Annotated in this window: 17 protein-coding genes and 1 pseudogene; 9 read left to right on the top strand and 9 right to left on the bottom strand. The window is 72.4% G+C overall.

Going from position 1 to position 22,082, the window contains the following annotated elements; translation table 11 throughout:
* Nucleotides 1-3: 3 nt before the first annotated feature.
* Nucleotides 4-447, bottom strand: a complete 444-nt coding sequence (locus JWP64_RS09020; protein WP_297494488.1) for a DUF6328 family protein — start codon at nt 445-447, stop codon at nt 4-6.
* A 187-nt stretch (nt 448-634) separates the two neighbouring features.
* Here JWP64_RS09020 and JWP64_RS09015 point away from each other — a divergent pair, with 187 nt between their 5' ends.
* Complete coding sequence (locus tag JWP64_RS09015) at nt 635-985, top strand: hypothetical protein (protein WP_297494485.1); 351 nt, start codon at nt 635-637, stop codon at nt 983-985.
* Nucleotides 986-1,031: 46 nt separating this feature from the next.
* Here the strand turns inward: JWP64_RS09015 and sbnB are convergent, their stop codons facing one another.
* The 5 genes from sbnB to sbnA are packed head-to-tail and all read right to left on the bottom strand — an operon-like array spanning nt 1,032 to nt 12,150.
* A complete protein-coding gene (sbnB, locus tag JWP64_RS09010) occupies nt 1,032-2,102 on the bottom strand; it encodes a 2,3-diaminopropionate biosynthesis protein SbnB (RefSeq protein WP_297494482.1) in 1,071 nt (356 codons plus the stop codon).
* On the bottom strand, nt 2,099-3,100 hold the full coding sequence (locus JWP64_RS09005) for a TauD/TfdA family dioxygenase (RefSeq protein ID WP_297494479.1): 1,002 nt from the start codon (nt 3,098-3,100) through the stop codon (nt 2,099-2,101). Before JWP64_RS09005 ends, sbnB begins: the two co-directional genes overlap by 4 nt.
* Before the next feature lie 40 nt (nt 3,101-3,140).
* On the bottom strand, nt 3,141-6,380 hold the full coding sequence (locus JWP64_RS09000; RefSeq protein ID WP_297494476.1) for an amino acid adenylation domain-containing protein: 3,240 nt from the start codon (nt 6,378-6,380) through the stop codon (nt 3,141-3,143).
* Between the two features lie 31 nt (nt 6,381-6,411).
* Nucleotides 6,412-11,169 carry a Pls/PosA family non-ribosomal peptide synthetase gene (locus JWP64_RS08995; protein ID WP_297494472.1) on the bottom strand — a complete coding sequence of 1,586 codons (4,758 nt, stop codon included), beginning with the start codon at nt 11,167-11,169 and terminating at the stop codon, nt 6,412-6,414.
* Nucleotides 11,170-11,172: 3 nt separating this feature from the next.
* Nucleotides 11,173-12,150 carry a 2,3-diaminopropionate biosynthesis protein SbnA gene (sbnA, locus tag JWP64_RS08990; RefSeq protein WP_297494469.1) on the bottom strand — a complete coding sequence of 326 codons (978 nt, stop codon included), beginning with the start codon at nt 12,148-12,150 and terminating at the stop codon, nt 11,173-11,175.
* A gap of 1,648 nt (nt 12,151-13,798) precedes the next feature.
* Here sbnA and JWP64_RS08985 point away from each other — a divergent pair.
* From JWP64_RS08985 to JWP64_RS08965, 5 genes are all read left to right on the top strand, one after another.
* Entirely contained in the window at nt 13,799-14,635 is an 837-nt protein-coding gene (locus JWP64_RS08985; RefSeq protein WP_297494466.1) for a neutral zinc metallopeptidase, read from the top strand.
* Nucleotides 14,636-14,647: 12 nt separating this feature from the next.
* Nucleotides 14,648-15,136, top strand: coding sequence for a GAF and ANTAR domain-containing protein (locus JWP64_RS08980; protein ID WP_297494509.1), 489 nt, complete (start codon nt 14,648-14,650; stop codon nt 15,134-15,136).
* A 225-nt stretch (nt 15,137-15,361) separates the two neighbouring features.
* On the top strand, nt 15,362-15,721 hold the full coding sequence (locus JWP64_RS08975) for an STAS domain-containing protein (protein ID WP_297494463.1): 360 nt from the start codon (nt 15,362-15,364) through the stop codon (nt 15,719-15,721).
* Nucleotides 15,718-16,110, top strand: coding sequence for an STAS domain-containing protein (locus JWP64_RS08970; RefSeq protein WP_297494460.1), 393 nt, complete (start codon nt 15,718-15,720; stop codon nt 16,108-16,110). Before JWP64_RS08975 ends, JWP64_RS08970 begins: the two co-directional genes overlap by 4 nt.
* 7 nt (nt 16,111-16,117) lie before the next feature.
* Nucleotides 16,118-16,813 (top strand): hypothetical protein, encoded by a 696-nt coding sequence (locus JWP64_RS08965; RefSeq protein ID WP_297494458.1) that lies wholly within the window; start codon nt 16,118-16,120, stop codon nt 16,811-16,813.
* A gap of 8 nt (nt 16,814-16,821) precedes the next feature.
* Here JWP64_RS08965 and JWP64_RS08960 read toward each other — a convergent pair whose 3' ends face one another.
* Together JWP64_RS08960 and JWP64_RS08955 are read right to left on the bottom strand one after the other, a co-directional pair.
* Nucleotides 16,822-17,892, bottom strand: a complete 1,071-nt coding sequence (locus JWP64_RS08960; RefSeq protein WP_297494455.1) for an SDR family oxidoreductase — start codon at nt 17,890-17,892, stop codon at nt 16,822-16,824.
* A gap of 52 nt (nt 17,893-17,944) precedes the next feature.
* Nucleotides 17,945-18,580 (bottom strand): alpha/beta hydrolase, encoded by a 636-nt coding sequence (locus JWP64_RS08955; RefSeq protein ID WP_366889643.1) that lies wholly within the window; start codon nt 18,578-18,580, stop codon nt 17,945-17,947.
* On the opposite strand from JWP64_RS08955, the gene JWP64_RS08950 reads away from it, so the two are divergent.
* A complete protein-coding gene (locus JWP64_RS08950; protein ID WP_297494449.1) occupies nt 18,527-19,822 on the top strand; it encodes a cytochrome P450 in 1,296 nt (431 codons plus the stop codon). The genes JWP64_RS08955 and JWP64_RS08950 overlap by 54 nt on opposite strands.
* 135 nt (nt 19,823-19,957) lie before the next feature.
* Nucleotides 19,958-20,308 carry a hypothetical protein gene (locus JWP64_RS08945; protein WP_297494446.1) on the top strand — a complete coding sequence of 117 codons (351 nt, stop codon included), beginning with the start codon at nt 19,958-19,960 and terminating at the stop codon, nt 20,306-20,308.
* 80 nt (nt 20,309-20,388) lie between these two features.
* Here JWP64_RS08945 and JWP64_RS31455 read toward each other — a convergent pair.
* Nucleotides 20,389-20,715 (bottom strand): annotated as a pseudogene (locus tag JWP64_RS31455) (cupin domain-containing protein); the annotation flags it as partial.
* A 175-nt stretch (nt 20,716-20,890) separates the two neighbouring features.
* On the opposite strand from JWP64_RS31455, the gene JWP64_RS08940 reads away from it, so the two are divergent.
* Nucleotides 20,891-21,787 carry an SDR family oxidoreductase gene (locus JWP64_RS08940; RefSeq protein ID WP_297494443.1) on the top strand — a complete coding sequence of 299 codons (897 nt, stop codon included), beginning with the start codon at nt 20,891-20,893 and terminating at the stop codon, nt 21,785-21,787.
* Nucleotides 21,788-22,082: the final 295 nt, after the last annotated feature.

Raw genomic sequence — 22,082 nt, 5'->3', positions numbered from 1 at the left:
CGCCTACCCGCGGCGCGCCAGCGGGCCGACGACCCAGAAGGCGAGGACGACCGCCACCGAGATCGCGGCCGTCACCACCGCTCGGGTCGTGCCGAACAGGTAGGACGTCACCAGCAGCACCGCTCCGACCATGGCTGCGCCCAGGCACAGCAGGCCGCCGATGGTCTGCCGGTTGAACCGGCCCAGCAGCCGCGCCTCGTCCTGCTTGCCGAACAGCATCCGGTGCTGCGCCGCGGGGGCGACGAACAGCACCACCGACAGCGCCGCGGCCAGCAGCGTGGCGTAGTAGAGGTTCAGCTGGAACGTGCTGACCTGGCGGAAGGTCTGCTGGAACGGCACGGTCAGCAGGAACGCGAAGAGGACCTGCACCCCGGTCTGGGCCACCCGTAGCTCCTGCAGCAACTCCTGCATGTTGCGTGCGACGCCCTTGTCGCGGTCCTGGGTCATCAGGTGCTCCCGCCTGCGTCGGCGCCGGTGTCGACGTCGATGTCCCGGGTACCCGCCTGCTCCCGCTCGACACCCGCCCCTGCGCCCTCACGCCTCCTCGATCGCCCCCGCCGGTTCAGGTAGGTGCAGCCCGTTCACGGGTATCCGCCGGTACGAGCGCGAACGGCGCCCCGACGGGAGGAACCCCATGTCCAGGAGCGCGGTGTTGCAGGTGCGGGTCGGTGCGGTCAACCTCGACGTGCCCCGGTCGATCGGCTACTACGGCGGGGCGGCGGCCGCGGTGGCCCTGGGCCTGGTCGAGCCGCCGCTGGGCCTGGTCATCGCCGCGGTGCCGTTGCTGAAGTTGCTGACGCACCGCGGGCTGCCGCTGGCCGTCCAGTTCGTCGGCGAGGTGTTGGAAGGGGCGTCCAAACCGATCGGCGGCGACGACGAGGCCGTCTTCCACGTCGACGACGAGCAGAAGGACTACGAGGAGGCCATCCGGATCGCGCGGCTCCTGGAGCACGCCCGGCGCCTGCCCGAGCCCCGGGAAGCGTGAGCCCGCCGGCGACGTGGACCCTGGGGCCGGCCCGGACATCCACGGCCTACCCGTACCTCCGCAGCTCGTGGAAGAAGTCGTCGACGACGTTCAGCGCGCCCGATCGGTGCACCTCGTCGTAGACGTACTTGCCCACCGCCAGGTCGAGCACGCCCAGGCCGAAGGGCGAGAACACCACCGTCCCCTCCGCCGGCATGGTCACCCGGCCTGCGATGACGTCATCGAGGGTTCCGGCCAGGAACTCCCGACTGCCGGTGAGCTTCTCGACCAGGTGCGGCGAGGTGTCCGCCTTGAGGCAGTGCTCGATGTCGTCGACGACGTTGGTCGACTCCAGCAGGATCTCGGGCGCGAGGTCCCGCAGCGACACGTGCAGCACCAGCGGTCCGTGGTCGAACCAGGAGACGTCCGTGACGTGAGGCTGTCCCGCCACCGTCGCGAAGACCACCAGGTCGCTGGAGCGGATCAGCTCCTCGGCCGTCTCGTACCGGGCGATGCGGGCGGAGGTGCCCGAACGCTCCAGGTGGCCGCGGAACCCTTCCGCACTGTCGGCGGACAGGTCGTGCACGCCGATCTCCTCGAACTCCCATCCGGTGCCCGCGAGGACGGTGTGGATGTAGCGGGCGATCAGTCCGACGCCGAAGAACCCGACTCGCTTCGGGCGCTCCCGTCCGCGGCTGAGCCGGTCGGCCGCCAGCGCGGCCGACGCGGCCGTCCGCGCGGCGCTGATGATCGAGCTCTCCATGCAGGCGAACGGGTAGCCGGTGTCGTGGTCGTTGAGGATCAGGACGGCCGACGCCCGCGGGATCCCGGCCGCCACGTTGGTCGGGAAGCTCGAGATCCACTTCAGGCCGTCCACCGGTGACGGGCCGCCGATCGAGGCGGGCAGTGCGATGATCCGCGAGGTCGGGCGGTCCGGGAACCGCAGGAAGTAGGACGGTGGGTTCACCGAGTCACCGGCCCCGTGCAGCTTGTAGGTGGCCTCGACGAGATCCATGATCTGCGCCTCCCGGCCCTGCAGCGCCTGCTGGACCTGGGCGCCGGAGACCACCGCGAAGGGCGGCACGGTGAGCGGCTCCGGGGACGCGGACTCGGGCGCGGTGGAGTCGACGGCGGTCATCGCGCGGCTCCCGCGGCCGGGGCGCAGTCGGCCAGGCGCACCGTGTCGGCCAGCGCGACGAGCACCTCCCGGGACCCGGTGAAGGGCTCGCGGCTGTGCGCGGTGCGGATGTTGTCGACGAGCATCAGGTCTCCCACCTGCCACGGTTCGCGCAGTGTGTGGGCGGTGTAGGTCTGGTTGAGCAGCTCCACGATGTCCGCCCCGACGGGGTCGCCGTTGCCGAAGCGGGTGGTGAACGGCAGCCCGTCCGGGCCGTAGGTGTCCACCAGGAACTCGCGGACGTCGGGGTCGAGCGTCCACTCGTTGAGGAAGGCGACCTGGTTGAACCAGCAGCGCTGCCCCGTGATCGGGTGCCGCACGACGGCCAGCCGCCGCTGCCGGGTGCGCAGCCCGCCGTCGGGCTGCCACTCGAACTCGATCGCGTTGGCCCGGCAGTAGTCCTCCACCGCGCGGGCATCGGCTGTGCCGAACGCCTCGGCCCACGGTGCGCCGATCTCCTCGTTGTAGGTGCGGCAGAGCAGCCAGCCCTCCCGCTCGAACCGGTCGACCAGGTCCGCCGGCAGCGCCTCGAGCACCGACGGTGCGTCGGCGACCGTCGTCGCCCCTCCCGACTCGGGCGCGGTCAGGCAGGCGAACATCATCGTGCCGGGGAACTCGAGGGTGTAGCTGAGCTCGTGGTGCATGCACATCTGCTGGTTCGAGGGCCACTTCGTCGAGGTGTACATGCCCTCGGGGTAGACCTGCCGCGGCGCGAACGCCTCGCGCTCCGCCATCAGGTCGGCGGCCAGGGTCCGGAACACCGCAGCGGTCTCGCCCGGGTCCCGCAGGCCGAGCCCGCGGACCATGATCGCGCCGTACTGGGTGACGAGGTTGCGCAGCGCGTCGCGGTTCTCGGCCGCCCAGCGGCCCGCGCCGCCGGGGGCGTCGGCGAGCAGCATCGCGGGTGCGCCGGGTCGCCGGTGCACGTCGAGCAGAGGCGAGGGGGACGGGAACGACATCTCGGTCCTTTCAGGTGGGGTGAAGGTGTGCGGGGCTCGTTCAGGAAGAGCCGGTGACGGTGCCGTTCAGTACCGCCCGTGCCGCCTCGGCCGGGCGGGTGCGCAGGAAGTGGTGGCCGCCGTCCGCGAGCTCGAGCAGGTCGACCTGCTCGGCCAGGAGCAGCCACTCGCGGTAACGGTCGGCGAACCCGACGGTGCTCGGGTCGTCGGAGGCGACGACGGCCGTGACCGGTGCGGCCAGCCGGACCGCGGGCGACGCGTCGAGCGCGTCGACGAGGTAGCCGTTCGCCGACACGCAGTCGTGCCGGTAGGCGGCGCCGACGTGCCGCGCGCGCTGCGTGTCGAGCTCGCCGAGCTCGGTGTAGCCGCCGGCGGCACCCAGGCCGGCCGCGATGTCCGCGTCCTCGCGGGCCTCCAGCTCGGCGGTCCTGGCACGCCGCCGGGCGGCGTCGCCGAGCAGCTGCGAGGCGAGGAAGACCCGCTCGACCGCGACCCCGCGCTGCTGCAGCACCCGCGCGGTCTCCAGCGCGAACGCGGCGCCGGCCGAGTGGCCCCAGAGCAACACCGTGCGGAGGCCGCGCGCGAGGATCTCGGCGACGACCTGGTCGACGACCTGGGCCAGGGGCGCGAACCCCTCGCCCTTCGCGGCCAGGTCGTGCCCCGGCAGCTCGACCGCGAGGACCGCGAGCCCGCTGTCACGCAGGGCCCTCGCCATCGGTTGGAAGTTCACCGCGTTCCCACCGGCGTGCGGGAAGCACACCAGCGCACGCGTGGGGCCGCCGGACTCGGAGAGCGGCTGCAGCAGACCCCGGCGCCTCTCGGGGCGCGAGCCGTCGAGCAGCTCGGCGAGGTCGGCGAGCACCGGGTTGCGGGTGATGTCCTTGAGCGACACCGCCCGGTCCAGTGCGACCGCCAGCTTGACCGCCGAGAGCGACGAGCCGCCGCGGTCGAAGAAGTCGTCGCGGCGGCCGATCTCCTCCTGCGGGACGCCGAGCACCGTCGCCCACGCGGCCGCGAGCCGCAGCTCCGCCTCGGTCACCGGCGCGTCGTACGCCTCCTCGACGACGTCGAGCTCCGCGGCGAGGGCGGTCAGCGCCTTCTTGTCGATCTTGCTGTTCGCGGTCAGCGGCAGCCGCTCGCGACGGTGGAACGCCGAGGGGACCATGTAGACGGGCAGCGACTCGCCGAGCCGCTCCCGCAGCATGTCGACGGGCAACAGCTCGTCGGCGGAGTAGAACGCCACCAGCTGGGCCCCGCTGCCGGCCCTCTCGGCCACCACCACCGCGCCGTCGCGGACGCCCGGGACGCGCAGCAGCTTGTTCTCGATCTCGCCGATCTCGATGCGGAAGCCGCGGATCTTGACCTGCGAGTCCCGGCGGCCCAGGAACTCCAGCTTGCCCTCGGGCAGCCAGCGCCCGTAGTCGCCGCCCTTGTAGAGCCGCTGTCCCGGCCGGTGCGGGTCTGACAGGTAGGCGTCCCGGGTGCGCTCCGGGTCGTTGACGTACCCGCGCCCGACGCAGACCCCCGAGAAGACGATCAGGCCGGGGGCGCCGAGCGGCACCGGGACCAGGTTCTCGTCGACGACGTAGAGGTGCACGTTGCGGACGGCCGGGCCCAGCGGGACCCGCTCGCGGTCCGGCACCCGGTGCATGACCTCGTGGTTGGTGTCGTCGGAGGTCTCGGTGAGCCCGTAGGCGTTCACCAGCGGAATCCCCCGGTCGCCCGCGAACCAGCGCTGCGCGAGCTCCTTCTTCAGCGCCTCACCGGTCACGGAGACGCACCGCAGGTCCGGCAGCGCCCGCCGGCTCCGCTCCAGGTACGACAGCACCGCCTCGAGGTAGGACGGCACGATCTGCACGACGGCCACCCGGCCGTCGGCGACCGTGTCGACGAAGCGCTCGACGTCGAGGATCACGTCCTGCGGGACGATCAGCGTCCGGCCGCCGACCAGCAGCGACGACACCAGCTGCCACAGCGAGATGTCGAAGCACTGCGGCGCGGTCTGGGCGACCACGGCGCCCTCCCCGATGCCCAGGTCCTCGACCTTCGCGAGGAGGTGGTTGAGCATGCCCGCGTGCTCGCACATCGCGCCCTTGGGCTCGCCGGTGGAGCCGGAGGTGAAGTAGATGTACGCGAGCTGGTCCGCCCCCACGGCCACGCCGAGGTCGTCGTCGGGGTTGTCCTCCTCGTAGGCGGTGTCGACGGTGAGCGTCCGGATGCCCGGCAGGGAGTCCAGGGCCTTGTCGAGGGTCGTCGTGCTTCCGGGCTCGGTCAGCACCAGCCGGCACTCTGCGCGGGACAGCGTGGTCGCGATCCGATCGGCCGGGAAGTGCGGCTCGATCGGCAGATACACCCCGCCGGCCTTGAAGACGGCGAGGACCGAGGCCATCCAGTCCAGGTTCCGCTCGGTCACGACGGCGACGACGTCCTCCGCGCCCAGGCCGCGGGCGAGCAACGACCTGCCGATCCGGTTGGCCCGCGAGTCGAGCTCCCCGTACGTCCAGCTCCGATCGCCCTGCACCGCCGCGACGGCATCCGGGTGTTGCCGCACGCGGTCCTCGAACAGCTCGTGGAACCGGCGGTCCGGCAGCGGTCGGCGCGGTCCGGCGAGCCCCTCGATCTGGAACCGGAGCTCCTCGGCGTCGAGCAGGGTATGGGTGTTGTGCTCCGCGTCCGGGTCCGCGGCGACGAGCGCGAGCGCCCGCAGGTGGTAGCCGGCGATCCGCGCGGCGCTCTCCGCGTCGAGGATCTCGGTGCGGTACCGCAGCCCCAGGACGAGCGCGTCGCCGCGCCGCGCAGCCCCCACCGACAGCACGGTGTCGCCGGTGGGCTCATCGGCCGGGCCGGAGGGGTCCACCACGGTCTCGAACGACGGCCCGGCCACGTCGAGCTCGCGGCGCAGTTCCGCGACCGGGAAGTCCCCGTGCGCCAGCAGGTCCGACTCGGCCCTGCGCGTCCCGGCGAGCAGCTCCCGCCAGGAGCCGGCGGCGACCGTCAGCCGGAGCGGCAGCGGGCGACCGCCGACGACGAGGCCCATGACGACGTCGCCCTCGCCGGAGAGCGCCGCGAGCACCTTCGCGTGGGCGGCCAGCAGGGTCGTGCTCAGCGGCAGCCCCCCGGCCGGCCCGGCGACGACCGCTGCCAGGTCGGCGGGAACCGTCGTCTCGTACCCGGCGACCCCGGGCGCCGGGTCGAGGGTCCATCGCGGGATCGCGGTGCGGCCGCCCGCCGTCAGCACGGCCCCCCAGTACTCGCGGCCGGTCGCGGTCGGTTCGTTCACGAGGTTCTCCTGTCCGTTCATCGGGGTGCTCCTAGCGGGCCGGGAAGAGGGCCGCGGCCCAGTCGGGACCTGCTGCAGGGACATCGCGCCTCTCCGGAGCAGGAATGGTCGGAGTGGGGCGGGCGGCCGGTGCGGGCACGCCGTCGTTCATCTCCTGGGCGGGGTTGCCGCCCCAGCGCTCGCCGGCCGGCACCTCTTCGCCCTTCATCAGGAAGGAGTCGGGGCCGAGGACCGCGTCGTCGCCGATCACCACGCCGTAGTGGACGAGCGTGCCGACCCCGACGGTGACCCTCGATCCCAGCGCCGTGTAGTCGGATTTGAAGGCGCCATCCTCCTGCGAGTGACACTGGAGGCTGCTGCCCTCATTGAGGGTGCAGTCGTCACCGATGGTGACGAGCGTGCGCTCGGTCTGGGTCGCGCCGTCGTCGAAGACCCGCTTGCCGATCCGGGTGCCGAGCAGCCGCGAGACCAGGTTCTTGAAGGGCGTCCCGGCGAGCGCCTTGTCGACCTGCGGCACCACGAGCTTCCAGTAGCGTTCGTGCTCCCAGAAACGGCGGTCGTAGATCGAGCACGCCTGCGGCTGCCGCGGGCGGAACTTGCCGCCGAGGCGCTCCACCAGCACGAAGTAGAAGACCGTGAACAGCATCGACGTGATGAGCTCCAGGCCGAAGGCAACCGGGCCGAACTCGGCGTAGACGTCAAACGCCGCCATCCCCAGCAGCAGAATCCCGAGGACGTGCAGCCACCGCACCAGCAGTGCCAGGCCGAGGCTGACCAGGTTGTGCCGGTTCTTGAGCCGCAGCCTGCGCTTCAGCTCGTCGCGGCTGCCCAGCTCGAGCATGACGTCGCGCTGGACCGACCGTGGGATCTCGAACGCGGGCGAGCCGAGCAGCCCGACGCCCTCGCGGACGTCGCCCTCGATCGGGATCATCACCTTGGTCGCCAGCAGGCAGTTGTCCCCCGTCCGGCCCTGCGCCGGGTAGGCGATGTGGTTGCCGAGGAAGTTGCGGGCCCCGATCGTCACCCGGGCCAGCCGGAACGACGTGTTCGAGAAGTCCGCGTTGATCATCGACAGGCCGTCGGCCACGACCGTGCCGGTGCCCAAGGAGCTCAGGAACGGGGTCTCGTGCGCCACTGCCGAGCCGAAGTTGGACCCGGTCTGCTCGACCTGGCCCAGGTCGTACCCGATCCCCCGCAGGTAGTAGACGATGTAGGAGCTGTCGCCGAACAGGTACGTGAAGAGCTTGACGTTGGTCAGCCGGGTGATCGTCCGGTGGATCGAGTAGTGGAACCCGTAGAGCCGGTAGACCTTCTCGGGCCGGACGGTGAGATTCAGCACCCTGGGGACCGTGCAGACCACGACGAGCCCGACCAGCAGGCCGCCGAACACGAGGACGAACGAGGTGGCCAGGGCCTCGAGGTAGAACGTCGCGCTGGTGAGCGCCACGGGCCCCGGGTCGAGGAGTGCCCGCAGCTGCGGCACCTCGGTCAGCAGCATGACCCACCCGCCGAAGCCGAGCGGCAGGTACACGATGAAGAGCTTCAACAGCTGGGAGCCGGTGTAGACGGTCTTGCGCTGCCAGGACGAGGGCGCGGGGGCGACCAGGCGGTAGTCCACGTCCGTCGGCTCGGCGGGTGAGCCGTGCCAACGCTCGCCGGCGGGCACCGACTGCCCGGAGTGCAGAGAGGAGGCGTGCCCCAGCTGTGCGCCGTCGCCCATAGCGGTCCCGATGTCGAGCACGCTCTTCTCGCCGACGACGACATCGCGGCCGAGGGCGACCGGGCCCGTCTCGATCATGCCGTCGGCGGCCCGGTAGCCGATGAGGTAGGCGTCCTTGCGGATCACGGTGCCGGCCCCGATGGTGATCAGGTCCGTGCACACCGGCACGTGCCGGGTGAAGATCGCGACATCGCGGCCGATCTTCGCGCCCAGCGCTCGCAAGTAGAGGGTGTAGAGCGGCGAGCCGACCATCAGCAGCGCCAGCGGGTTGGCCTTGACCAGCGTCTTCACGACCCAGAACCGGAAGTAGCCGAGGCTCCACACGCGGACGCTCCGCTCCTTCCACCGGCCGACGAGAACCCACTTGGCCACGATCGGGAACAGGCACAGGGCCCCGAAGGCCGCAGCGCCGAACTCGACCGCGCGCAGGTAGATGTCGAGCAGGCCGCTGCCCTTGGAGATCCACTGGTAGCCCTGGTCCAGGACGACCCCGGCGCCCGAGGAGTAGCCGATGAAGGTCAGGAACTGCAGGAGCCCGCAGAAGAGGTACTGCAGCGTCCCGGCACGCTTCGGCATCTCAGGCGACGCGTCCACCGGCGCTACGACGGGCGGGACGGCGGCGGGCAGGACTGCGGCGGACGCCGCGGAAGCAGGCTGCGCAGCGGCGGCGTAGGTCTCGGCCAGGCCGGCGATGGTGGGGCGCGCGTAGACGTCCTTGATGGACAGGGTCGGCAGGTCGGCCCGCTTGCGCAGCCGCGCGCAGAAGCGGGTCATCACCATCGAGTCCGCGCCCAGGTCGTCGAAGAAGTTGGCGTCGACCGGCACCTGCGCGACGTCGAGCACCTCGGCCAGCACCGCAGCCAGGCCCGCCTCGACCGACGCCGCGGCGGGCGCCGGAGCCGACGGGACGACCGCGGGGGCCGTGGCGAACGCCTTCACCAGTCCCCGGATCGTCGGCTCCGCGTAGATCTGCTTGATCGACACCGACGGCAGGTCGGCCCGCTTGCGCAGCCGCGCGCAGAACCGCGTCATCACCATCGAGTCCGCGCCCAGGTCGTCGAAGAAGTTGGCGTCGACCGGCACCTGCGCGACGTCGAGCACCTCGGCCAGCACCGTCGCGAGCGCCTCCTCGGTCGGCGAGGACGACGGGGGCGCGGGTGCCGCGAGCGGGGTCGGCACGGGCGCAGGCGGCTGCAGGAGGGCGGCCGGCTCCGCGGCGACCGGGATGCGCGCCGACAGCTCGATGACGGGCCCGGACCCCGTGTGGGAGCGCAGCTTGTCCAGCTGCTCGAGCAGCCGGGCGTTCTCGGCACGCAGCCGCTCCACCTCGTCCGCGCCGGGGAGCGCGGCGGGCGCCGTCCGCGGAAACGGCGTCGGACGGAGTCCGCGCGCCCCCGGCGCCGGCAGGCTCGCCCGGTCGGTGAGGCCCTGCGGCGTCATCGGGATGGCGCCGAGGCGCTCGAGGCGCGCAGGCACGTGGTGCGGCGCCAGCCTTTCACGCAGCCAGGAGTGGATCACCTGGTCGGCGAGGTCGGAGGTGTCCGCGCGAAGGGTGTAGTAGCCGACGAGCTCGATGTCGCCCGCCACGGCCTCCTGGACGCCGACCACCGCGGCCGCGATCCCGGGGACGGCGAGCATCGCGGACTCGATCTCGGTGAGGTCGACGCGCTCGCCGCGGAGGTGGACCTGGCGGTCGAGCCGGCCGCGGTACTCGATCTCGCCGGCGTCGTTGACCCGGCCCAGGTCGCCGGTGCGGTAGATCCGGCCCGACGGGTTGCCCGGGATGCCCATGAAGTCGTCGACGAACGCGGCGGCGGTGAGGGCGTTGTGCTCGGGGTAGCCGCAGGCCAGCCCGATCCCGGCGACGGCGAGCTCGCCGGTCTCGCCGTGCGGGAGCGCCCGGCGGGGGACGTCGGGGTCCAGGACCGCGGTCGCGTAGGTGGGCAGCGGCACGCCGATGGTGACCGGCTTGTCGGGGTGCACCTCGGTCCAGGTGGCGGGGACCGTCGCCTCGGACGGCAGGTAGGCGTTGAGGAAGCGCCGGTCGCTGCGGTGCCACCGGGCGATCAGGCTCTGCGGGCAGGCCTCGCCGGAGACCAGCAGGAACCGGAGCCCGGGCAGGTCGTCCTCGAGCGTGGCGAGCAGCGTCGGGGTGGTGGACAGCGCGCTGACGCGCTTCGCGGAGAGGTACGCGTGCAGGTCCTGGCCACGCAGCGCGACGCCGTCGGGAGCGGGGACCAGCGTCGCGCCCGCGGCCCACGCCACCCAGACCTCGGCGACGGATCCGCCGGAGCCCGGCGTCTGGCCCTGGAAGAGGCGGAGCCCGCGGATGCCGTAGATCTCGGAGGCGACGCGGGCGAAGTTCGCGATGCTCCGGTGGTCGATCTCGACGCCCTCGGGCCAGCCCGCGGAGCCCGTGCCGTAGACGATGTAGGCCGGACGGCCCTCGTGGCTGCCGCGCTCGGTCGGCTGCAGCCGGTTCCCGCTCATCTCCGCGATCAGCGGCGCCGCCTCGTCGATCGAGATCAGCTCGGCCCCGGTCGTCCTCAGGAACTCGGTGCTCTCGACCCGCCCGCGCAGGTGCGACCGGGACAGGACGATCCGCGCCCGGGCGTCGGCGACGACGTAGGCCGTCCGCTCCGCGGGGGCGTCCACGTCGAGCGGCACGCAGGTGCCGCTGATCTTCAGTACCGCCAGGAGGCCTACGTAGGCCTCGACGCGCTGGTCGAACAACAGCGCGATCCGGTCCCCCGCGGCAGCGCCGTGCAGCCGCAGGTAGCGGGCGAGCCGGTTGGCCCGCATCTCGAGCTCGTCGTAGGTCAGTGACAGCCCGTCCGCGTCGACGGCGAGCTGGCCGGGTCGGCCGTACTCGCGGATCCAGTCGCACCGCTCCTCGAAGACGGTGTCGAGCCGCTCGTTCCGGCGAACCCGCCACCCCTGGGCCTCGTGCTGGTCGACGAGCACGAGCTCGGACAGGACGGCCCCCGTACGGGGGTGCAGGTCCGGCCGCACCGTCACCGGCGCGTCGCCGGCGACGGTGTTGCCTGCGGACTGCGGCGTCAAGGACATCGCTCAGGCCACCAGGGTCTTGTCGACCCGCTCGGTGGACAGGACGTCGCCGTACAGCTCCTGCACCCAGTTCGTCTGGTAGACGGTGTCGAGGTAGCGCTCGCCGAGGTCCGGGGCGATCGTCACCGAGGTGAGGTTGCCGGCGTCATTGCGGTCCAGCCAGCTCGCGGCCCCGCTGACGACGGTACCGGTGGAGCCGCCGAACAGGAACCCGCGCGCGGCCAGGCGGTGGCAGGCCACGATGGCGTCGGCCTCCTCGACGAACACCACCTCGTCGATGTAGGACCTGTCGAAGATCTCCGGGACGACGCCCGTACCCAGGCCGGGGATCAACCGGCGACCAGGCGGGGCGCCGAAGGTCACCGAGCCGACCGCGTCGATCGCGACCACGCGGACCTGCGGCCGGTACTGCCGGAACCAGCGCGCGCAGCCCATCAGCGTTCCCGTGGTGCCCGCCCCCACGAACAGCACGTCGAGCCGAGGGAACTGCTCCGCGATCGCCGGCGCCGTCGTCCGGAAGTGCGCCTTCCAGGCGTTCGGGTTGGCGTACTGGTTGAGCCACAGGTAGCGGCTGTCGCCGGCGCACAGCTCGCGGACGTGGTCGAGCCGGGCCCCGAGGAAACCACCCGCGTTCGGCTCGGTGATCACGTGCACCTCGCTGCCCAGCGCCTCCATCAGCCGACGGGTCGCCAGGTTGCAGCGGGAGTCGGTGACGCACACGAACCGGTAGCCCCTGTTCGACGCGATCATGCTGAGCGCGACGCCCAGGTTCCCGGACGAGGACTCGACCAGGATCGACCCCGGCCGCAGCCGGCCCTCCTGCTCGGCGGCCTCCACCATGGCGGTCGCGGCCTTGAGCTTGATGGAGCCGGCGAAGTTGAATCCCTCGCACTTCAGGTAGAGCCCGTGCCCGACGACGGGCTCGAGGTCCACGTACAGTTTCTCCTCGTTGAACTCCTGCGGAACCGAGATGATCGGCACGGCCCTCCCCCTTTCATGAGCAGCAGGTGTGCTGCGCTGTCCTTGGATCGGTCTCCTTCTGCGGCGGACCACCGGCTGGCTGTCGACCCGATACGAGAGTCGTCGGTGAGGCCGCACGCGGCCATGGGGCCGGCACCCGAGGCGTCGGGGCGGTCCCCCGGGTCGCAGGAGGGTTGTCCCCCCGACGCCCGGAGCGCGATGACGGCGGCGCGCCGGGCTTCGGGAACCCGCACTGCTCGACGCGGCTTTTCGCAGGTCGATCGCGGTCCGGTCGGGTTTCCACCCCCACGGACGGGGCCGGCACCACGGTGCCCGGGGGAGGCCCCTCGCGCCCCGGGACCGCGCCCGGCGGGGGTATACACCCGCGCTCGCGGCCGGCCCGCCGTTCGGGTTCTCCCGGTCGGCCCCGCCGCCGTGCGGGGCGGGTTCGGCCCCCACCCCCGCCGGGCACGTACTCCTCGCGGCCACCTCGGTGGTGGCCGGAATCCTGTTCTGACATCGCGGTCCCGTTACTACGAGTCCTTCACTCCACTCGGCCCGGAAGAAGCCGAGTGGGAACGGCTGTACCGACACTCGGGAGTCGTCACCGCCCCGTTACACCGGGGCGGACACAGACGGTCCACTCCAGACGTCATCCACCGACCGCTGCGATCCGGGCTACCGGCGTGTAGCCCTGTCTAAGCATTCGGTCTTTCATCGACGTCCGGGCGCGGCCTCCGAGGAGATGGGCCCTGCAACGTCGGCCGGTCCTCATTCGGTGAGAACCGCTGACGGTCGGCGCGACGCACGACGATGCGGTTGTCGTCGGTGACAATGGCGGCCCTACGGCCATTTGCGGTCATCTTGATCTTCTCCTCGACTACGCTGTCTGCATGAAGATCCGCGCGCGACGCTACCACGAGAAAGGTCCTCTTCTCTGTACGCAGGAGTACGTAAGAGGGTCCGGCCCTGGGTTCATACCTGGAAGAGTCGAGCAGATCTCGTCCACGGATTCAATCTGATTACTGATCGTTCACCTGATGTCACTCACAACGATCATGAGCGGCCTGGGTTCGACCGAAGGAAGCCTCCAGCCCGATGCGAACAGGTCAGTCGAAGAGGCCGAACGTTACCTCGACGCCTGCCTGCGATCCACAGCCGACCACCCTCGAACGGCGGCGCCTCACCCTTTTCACCGCGCAACGAGGCCGTCGAAGGAAGGCGGTCGAATCGACCGGGAACTGCGCACCTGCCGCATCGGCCGCAGCAGAGATCAGAAGCAGAAGGGAACGATTCAAGCACCTTCGAGCGGCGCTCGAACAGGGAGATCGAATCGATTGATCCTGCCTTTCCTACCATTTCTCTCCGGATTACACTCAACCGGCTCGTCCCGACGCCGTGCAACGAATTGAGGGTCGAGACGTCGAATCGGGCCCGGTCGGGGCGCCCGGTGACCCGGGCGCCGTGGGTGTCGTCGTCGGCCCGATCGAGGTTTCGGTGCGGCGCCCACCGCCGCACGACCCGGTCCGGGGCGCGCTGCTGGATGCGAAAGCTGATTCGACCCATGCAGACCTGAGACTCCACCCACCGGCGCTGATACCACTCAGGAGCGGCGAATCGCGGACGATCCGCCAGGTGTCAAGGCCCGGCCGTGGGGTATCGCCCGCGGGTGAACCTCCTGCCCCGTTCCCGGGCCCGTGTGCGCTGGGGTGTCGCGTTCGTCCTGGCGGTCCTGGCGGTCCTGGTGCTCCTGCCCGGCTGCTCGGCGGAGAGCCGGCACAACCTCGTCGACACGATCCGGGAGGCGGTCGACCAGGCCAAGCAACGCCGCGCGGAGCAGTCCGGCGACACCTCGGGACAGCCCGACGCCCGAAGCCCCATCGGCACCGACAGCCGGAACGCCTTCGACTACGCCCAGTACCAGAACACGGTCTCCAGCACCTTCGGACTGCTCGAGCGCTACTGGACCGAGACCACACCTGCGCTCGGCGGCACCTACAGCAGCCCGCGGGCCTACACCTACTACCGATCCGACGAAGGTGGAGGCCCGGCCTGCGGCCGCGATCCCGCCCCGCCCGGGAACGCGTTCTACTGTCCCGTCGGCGACTTCATCGCCTGGGACGAGTCGGGCCTGCTGATCCCGTACTACGTCAGCGGCGGGGACTTCGCCGCGTCGTTCGTCCTCGCCCACGAGTTCGGCCACGCGATGCAGGCCCGGCTCCCGCAGCAGGAGCAGCCCGGCGTGATGCGCGAACTGCAGGCCGACTGCTTCGCCGGTGCATGGTCACGCTGGGTGTCCCAGCAGGGCCTGCTCGAGGCCGGCGATCTCGACGAGGCCACCCTCGCGGTGTTCTCGGCCCGCGACGTCCCGGGAACCGCCTGGACCGACCCCGCCGCCCACGGCAGCGGCTTCGAACGCACCCGCGCCTTCGGCGACGGGGTCGAGCTGGGAGCCCGCGCCTGCTACCCGGCACCCGCCGAGCGGTGGGTGCTCTCCCGCGGCTGACCGCCCGCCCGGCTGCTCGACGGCCCCTGCCTGACCTGCCTGCGCACCGGTGAGACCGTCGCCGTCGAGGACATCCCCGCCGACACCCGACGGCCCGCCTTCACCCGCCGCGGCCGCCACGAAGGCGCGGGCTCCTCGCTGTCCGTGCCGATGACCGTGCACCACGACGCCGTCGGCGCGCTCAACCTCTACAGCCGCACCCCCGGCGCCCTCCCCACCGCCGATCGCGACCGCGCCGCCCGGTTCGCCGGCCAGGCCGCCGGGGCCGTCGCGCTGGCGCTGCGCCTGCGCGAGCGCGAAGCCGAGGCCCAGCACCTCGAGACCGCCCTGCGGTCACGCTCCACGATCGACCAGGCGGTCGGCATCCTCATGGCCCGGGCCCACCTCAGCCCCGACGCCGCCTTCGAGGTGCTGCGCCGGCGCTCCCAGGACAGCAAACGCAAACTCCGCGACCTCGCCGCCGACCTCATCGCCGACGCCGCCACCCACCGCTCCGGGTGACGCCCGAGCCACCGGGCTGCCGGCGATGTTCAGCGGCAGGGTTTAGCGGCGAGCTCGACGGGAAGGCGATCGTCAGGGTCCGGGTCGGAGCGCGCACCGGCCAAGGCCTCAGGTCCGGCCGGTACAGACGACGCGGCGGCCGGACCGCCCGCACCCGTGCCGCGCCGCCATGCGCGCGGGGGGACGCGGGACGTCGACGGGTGCACGGGGGGAGATGTGCCGCAGATGCGCCGTAGCCGGCACGGCCGCCGCCACGTCGTCACGGCCCTCGTCGAGGAGGACGGCGACGCCCGGATCACCCTCGCCGGACACCTGGGCGGCGACGCCGTCGACGGTCTGGCCGACGAACTGGCCGCCGTCCTGCGCAACGCCGACCGCGTCACCGTCGATCTCGACGGGCTCAGCACCCCGGACCCGGCCGCCCTCGGGGTGTTCGCCACCGCGCTCGACCGGGCCGGTGGGTGGGTCTTGCCGTCCGGATGCGGGGTGTGTCCCCAGCTGTCGGCGAGGCGGTTCCGACCAGGCCTCGCTCGTCCGGGCCCCCGCCCGGGCCCTACCCGAGCCACGCGTGAGGTGACGCCGTGACTGTGCAGAGCGGTTCCCACGACGACACCGACCCCGGCGCCGTCCGGCTGTCCAGGTCCTCGCCGACACCCGGCACCGTCGTGATCGGGGTGGGCGGCGAGCTCGACGCGGCCACCGAACCCACCGCTCGCACCTTCACCACCGCGCAGCTCGTCCATCGCCCCGGACACGTGATCGTCGACGTCTCCGAGGTCACCTTCCTCGGCTCCGCCGGCCTGAGATGGCTGCTCGACCTGCGCGACTCCGCGCGCGGCACCGGCTTCGCCCTCCACCTCGCCGGCGTCGCCCACGGCCGCGCCGTGGAGCTCGTGCTCCGCACGGCCGAGCTCACCACCCTGTTCGGCATCGGCCCCTCCGCCCAGGACGTCCTGGACCGGCACGAACCATGAGCGGCACATGATCCGCCGTCCGGTGGAGGCCGCGTTCGCCACCGTCGCGCGGTGGCGCGCCGGACGGGCACTGCACACACACGGCACCGTCGTCGACGGAGAGCTGGAGCTCGACCCCCACTCCGCGATCGGGCGCGTGCTCGGGCCGCCGGCAGCCCGGCGGGCCGTGGTCAGGGCGTCCAAGTCGATCGGCACCCCGAACGGCCACACGGACCTGCTCGGCATGGCGGTCCGGATCCCCGCGGGAGACACGGCGGTCGACATCCTGTTCGCGTCGACCGGCACGAACCGCCTGACCCGGCTGCTGCTCGCCCCTTCAGGGCACTGGTGGGGCCGCCCCTACAGCACGCTGCTCCCCTACCGGGTCGGCGGACGGGCGATGCTGCTGGGCCTCGACCCCGTCGACGGCCCGCCTGCCGGAGCCGATCCGGCCGACGTCGCCGCAAGCGTCGCGAGCAGTCCCGTCGAGTTGGTGGTGACGGAGTGGCCGCTGACGGGCCGGCGACGTCCTGCGGGCAGGCTCCGGCTCGACGCGGTCCCCGAACCCGGTCCGCCGGTCACCTTCGACCCCGTCCTCAACTCGCTGCAGGCGCTGCGTCCGGTCCGATTCCTCGCCGGCCTGCGGGAGTGGGCGTACACGGGCTCGCGGCGCGGCCGGAGGGCCGAGGACACCGACTCGATCAGGCTCCCCGGGGGCCGCTGACCGCCACCTCACGCCCTGCCCGCCGCGGTCGGCCGCGCGGCCCGTCGGAGCGCGTTCGCCACGGTCGAAACGACCGGGTCGGGCACCGCGTGCCGAACGAGTGCAGCGGCGGGACGGCCGACGGCCCGGAACGCGGCGCCGATCGGGCGGTGCAGCTCCCACCGGGTGTAGGCGCTGCTGCGCAGGGTGACCCCGTCGATCGTGCCGTCGACGGTGGCGTTCTGCGTGAGCGGTGCATCGAGGTTGTCCGGCGCGCCGGCGGGCTTGGGCTGCCCGGTGTCGTGCAGTTCGTAGCCGAACCGCCGCAGGAGCGCGTCGACGACACGGGGCGCGAGGGCCTCGGCCGTGATCAGCGCCTTCGCCGAGCCACCGATCACCAAGTCCCGCACCGGATGGTGGGCCGCGTGCACGATGGCGTCGGCGACGACGCCTGCGGGGTAGGCGGGCGGCGGGGCGACCGGTTTGGTTCCGATCTTCGTCCGGGCGTTGTCGAACAGTGGGGTGTTGATCGTCCCCGGCATGACCTGCGTGACGCTGACCGGCACGCCGTCGTGCTGGAGCTCCATCCGCAGCGCCTCGAGGAAGCCGTCGATCCCGTGCTTCGAGGAGCAGTACGCGGACTGCAGCGGGATGGACCGCTTGGCACCCATCGAGGACATGGCGATGAACGCGCCGCCCTGCCGGCGCAGGTGGGGAAGCGCCGGCAGGGCCCCGTGCACCTGGCCGAGCAGGTTGACCTGCACCACGCGGGCGAACTCGTCGGTGGTGGTGTCGTCGAACCCCGCGACGAGGAGCACGCCCGCCACGTGCACCCACGTGTCCAGCCGGCCGAACGTCTCGACGGCCCGGTCGGCCACGGCGCACACCTGAGCGGGGTCGGTGACGTCGGCGACCACGGCGGTCGCCGCACCGCCGCCGGACTCGATCTCGGCTACGAGCGACCGCAGGCCCGGTTCGCCGCGGGCGGCCACGACGACGCGCGCACCCTGGTCGGCGAACCGCAGCGCGGTGGCGCGGCCGATCCCGCTCGACGCGCCCATCACGACGACGACCTGCTCGGCTACGGGTTTGAGCTGCACTGTGCCTCTTCCTGGAGGGTGGGGGCGGGCGGGATCGAACGGGGACGAGAGGTCAGGCCGCGCTGTCGGTCACGGAGGCCGTCCGGCCGGGGCGGGGTGCCGCGCCGGTGGCCTGGCGAATCAGCCGCACGATCGCGCCGGGCGCGTCCGACTGCGGGGCGTGGCCCGCGCCGAGCAGGGGCACGAAGCGGGATCCGGCGATCAGCCAGAGGTAGCGCGGTGTCTGCCCGGCGGCGATGACGTCGGCAGTGCCCTGCACGAGAATCACGGGGCAGTCGATCCGCTGCATCCCGGTCGGGACGTCGGCGAGGATCCCCCACCACAGGAGCCGCCAGTAGTCGGCCGACTCCGCGAAGCCGGCCTTCAAGGCGCGCGCCTCGACCGGGCTCGCCCGCCACGGCGCCGCTCGCAAGCCGGTGGGCAGCAGGGTTCGGCCCAAGGCCGACCGCGCCATCCCGTCGAGCCGCGGGGCGACGGCGCGGAGCGCCAGCCGGGCGAGGCTCATCGCGGCGCCCTGGTAGATCCGCTCGGGCGGCGTGTTCAGCCCGGACGGGGCGATCGCGACGACGGACAGCGCCCGCCCCCGGCTGGCCAGCTCCAGCGCCACCCGCGCGCCGACGGAGTTGCCCAGGACGTGCACGCGCCCCACACCGAGTTCGTCGAGGTCGGCCTCGACCGCATCGGTGATCGCGGTGATCGCACGCTCGACCTCGTACGTACCGGCTACCCGTGGGGGGCCCGGATGCGCAACGGTGCCGCCGCCGTCCCGTCCCGGGTGCTCGGCCGGCGGGCCGCGGTCGTGGGCGGTCCGGAAGGCGTCCGCCGCTTCTACGACCCGCGGCTGCGCCGGCGGGGCGCCTTCCCCCTGCCGATCAAGCTGGTGCTGTTCGGACCGGGAACCGTGCACGGCCTCGACGACGCCGAGCACCACCTGCGCAAGGCCCTGTTCCTCGGCGTGATCACCCCGGAGACCGTCGCGGCGCTGGGCGAGCGGGCGGAGCGGGAGCGGACGTCGGCGACCGCCGACTGGGCGCACGGGGACCGGGTGGTGCTCTTCGACGAGGCGGTCCAGGTCATCGCCAGGTCCGTGCTGCCCTGGGCGGGCGTTCCGATCAGCGGCGAGGAGCTGTCCCGCCGGGCCGCGCAGATGGCGACCGTCCTGCACGGTTTCGCGGCGCACGGCCCCGCCTACGCCCGGGCCGTGCGGGCCCGGTTGCAGGTGGGCCGCTGGGCACGAGGCCTGATCCGCGGGACCCGCGCCGGGCGGATCCAGCCACCACCCGGCACGGCGCTGCACGCCGCCGCCGCCGCTCGCGACACCAAGGGTGACCTGCTACCGGAGCGGGTGGCCGCCACCTCGCTGCTCAACGTCGTCCGGCCCGCCGTGGCCGTGGCGTGGTTCGTCGCGTTCGCCGGGAAGGCGCTGCACGAGCACGCCGACTGGCGGGAACGGATCGCCGCCGGGGACGACGCGGCGCTCGACGCGTTCGTGCAGGAGGTGCGCAGGCTCTACCCGTTCGTGCCGGTGCTCGCGGCCCGGGCGAGGAAGGGCCAGGACGTCCTCGGGGTGCACGTCCCGCGCGGCGGTCTCGTCGTGCTCGACGTGCACGGAACCGACCACGATCCCGTGCACTGGCCGGATCCCGACCGCTTCGACCCGAACCGCTTCCTGCAGGGGGCCGTCGATCCCGACACGCTCGTCCCGCAGGGCGGTGGTGACGTGGCGAACGGGCACCGCTGTCCGGGCGAGGGCGTCACCCTGACCCTGCTCGCGGTCGCGACCCGCGCCCTGGCCCGGCTGCCCCACACCCTTCCACCCCAGGACCTCGGTTACGACCTGACCCGGATCCCGACCCGTCCCAGGAGCAGCGTGGTCCTCACCGACGTCCGACCCGACGCCGGCACCGGCGGTTCACCTCCTACGAGGTGAGGAACGCGCGCAAGGCGGGAAGCCGGCGGCTGTGGTCCCAGTCCGCCACGACGTCCTCGGGTCGCTCGGTCGTGCGCCAGGTCGGCGACCTCCCCGAACGGTGGTTGGGGCCGCCACGGCGGGTACCCGAGGGGGATGGACGACTCTGCGAACCTTCCCCTGCCCGACTACGACCACCTTCCCGTGGGCAGCCTCCAACACCGCATCCGCACCCTCGACGCCGACGGGGTGACCGCGCTCCTGGACTACGAACAGGCACACGGGCGCCGGTTCAACGTCGTGCAACTGCTCACCCAGCGGCTCGACGCCCTGCGCTCCGGTGACGCCCAGCCGTCCGGTGGCGATCCGGCCGCGCCGCAGCCCGAGCAGGCCCCGGCGCCGGCGGGCGGGTCGCCGGGCAACGCGGCCGCGACCCCGGACAACAACCAGCCCCTCCGGCACGGGGTCGCAGGGCAGACCCCCAACCGCGACATCCGCTCCCGGTAGACCTCGGTCGCGTCGGTGGGCCTCAACCCGCGAAGATGTACTCGACCTGGTCGAACGAGTCGGCCGCCAACGTGTAGAACAGCCGCACCGGCGTGGTCCCGACGTTCGTGACCGTGCTCGGTCCCGCCCGGGATGAACACCGCGGACCCCGCCCGCAGGAGATGCTCGGCACCGTCCAGTCGGAGCAGCGCGACGCCCTGGACCAGGTAGTAGATCTCCGCCGGCGCATGCGAGTGCACGCCCAGCCAGCCCTCCGGTTCCAGCTCGGCGACGCCCGCGGTGAAGTGCCGGGTCGGTGAGCGCGGTTCGCCGAAGAGGGTGCGGAAGGCGAGGCTCCCTCGCGTGGGGTCGTTCCACGACTCCGGGACGACGTCGTTCTCGTGCAGCACGATCGGTACCGGGTCCATCGAGGCCCCTCCTGTCGCCGCCGGGTCCCGCACAGCCCGGCGGGGCCGTCGGATGCCCTCGGGACGACCACCGGAAACCGGCGCCCGGACCGGAAGTCCCACGGGGGCGGGTTGGTCGCCGGCGGGAGGGGAACGTCGTGTCCGACGGACGATCAGCCGGCAGTGGAGGCGCGAGATGGCCAAGGACCAGTTCACCCAGCAGGACCCGACCGAGCAGAACGCGGCGCCCGGCAGCGGCAACGAGACCATCGAGCACCCGGGACGCACCGCCGACATGGATGTGCGGCCCGACCACGGCGAGCAGACCTACCGCGGAACCGGACGCCTCGAGGGGAAGAAGACGGTGATCACCGGAGGCGACTCCGGGATCGGGCGGGCGGTCGCGATCGCGTTCGCCCGCGAGGGCGCCGACGTGCTCATCACCTACCTGGAGGCGGAGAAGGACGACGCGGAGGAGACCGCACGCTGGGTGCGCGACGCCGGACGGACCGTCGTCACGGTGCCGGTCGACCTCCGCGAGGAGCAGAACTGCCGGGAGGTCGTGGAGCGGGCGGTGAGCGAGTTCGGCCGGATCGACGTCCTGGTGAGCAACGCGGCCTACCAGATGTCGCAGGACGGCGGGATCGACGACATCACCAGCGAGCAGTTCGACCGGGTGATGAAGACCAACGTCTACCCGTTGTTCTGGTTGTCCAAGGCCGCGGTGCCGCACATGCCGCCCGGCTCGTCGGTGATCACGACGTCCTCGGTGCAGGCGTTCCAGCCCTCCCCGCACCTGCTGGACTACGCCACGTCGAAGGCGGCGATCGTGAACTTCACCAAGGGCCTGGGGCACAACCTCGTCGACCGCGGGATCCGGGCCAACTCCGTCGCGCCCGGACCGGTCTGGACCCCGTTGATCCCGGCCACGATGGACGAGAAGAAGCTGGAGTCGTTCGGGGCGCAGGCTCCCATGGGCCGGGCCGCGCAGCCCGCGGAGCTGGCCCCGTTCTACGTTTTCCTGGCCTCGCAGGAGTCGAGCTACATGACCTCGGAGGTCCTCGGCGTTACCGGCGGATCCCCGATCACCTGAGCCCCGCCGGGCGGGGCAGGCGCGGGAATGCACTTCACGGCGGGATAGGCCCGTTCGGCTGGCCTCGCTCGCGCCGCCCCGACCACCGGAGGCCCTGGTCACAGGCTCCGGACGGAGCCCGGGACCGGGGCCTCAGTCGTTGGCGACAAGCCTGGATGACAAGAGCAACTAGGCTTGATGCTTCGCGGGTGCACGAAGTCACGCAGGCGATGTGCCTAGCGTTGCTGAGGAATGGACTCCCGCCGAACGACCAGCTCGTTCAGCCTCAGGCTCACCAACGGTGGTCCGGCGCTCC

This window comes from Pseudonocardia sp. (assembly GCF_025465255.1).
Classification (GTDB): Bacteria; Actinomycetota; Actinomycetes; order Mycobacteriales; family Pseudonocardiaceae; genus Pseudonocardia.
Note: the sequence above shows the minus strand (reverse complement) of the source record. Positions and strands in the feature narration are given on the sequence as shown.

Coding starts and splice junctions, on each gene's coding strand:
- JWP64_RS09005 (WP_297494479.1), bottom strand. CDS start 3,100: ATGTCGTTCCCGTCCCCCTCGCCTCTGCTCGACGTGCACCGGCGACCC.
- JWP64_RS08965 (WP_297494458.1), top strand. CDS start 16,118: ATGATCCGCCGTCCGGTGGAGGCCGCGTTCGCCACCGTCGCGCGGTGG.
- JWP64_RS08995 (WP_297494472.1), bottom strand. CDS start 11,169: ATGTCCTTGACGCCGCAGTCCGCAGGCAACACCGTCGCCGGCGACGCG.
- JWP64_RS09015 (WP_297494485.1), top strand. CDS start 635: ATGTCCAGGAGCGCGGTGTTGCAGGTGCGGGTCGGTGCGGTCAACCTC.
- JWP64_RS08975 (WP_297494463.1), top strand. CDS start 15,362: ATGCGCCGTAGCCGGCACGGCCGCCGCCACGTCGTCACGGCCCTCGTC.
- sbnB (WP_297494482.1), bottom strand. CDS start 2,102: ATGACCGCCGTCGACTCCACCGCGCCCGAGTCCGCGTCCCCGGAGCCG.
- JWP64_RS08945 (WP_297494446.1), top strand. CDS start 19,958: ATGGACGACTCTGCGAACCTTCCCCTGCCCGACTACGACCACCTTCCC.
- JWP64_RS09020 (WP_297494488.1), bottom strand. CDS start 447: ATGACCCAGGACCGCGACAAGGGCGTCGCACGCAACATGCAGGAGTTG.
- JWP64_RS08940 (WP_297494443.1), top strand. CDS start 20,891: ATGGCCAAGGACCAGTTCACCCAGCAGGACCCGACCGAGCAGAACGCG.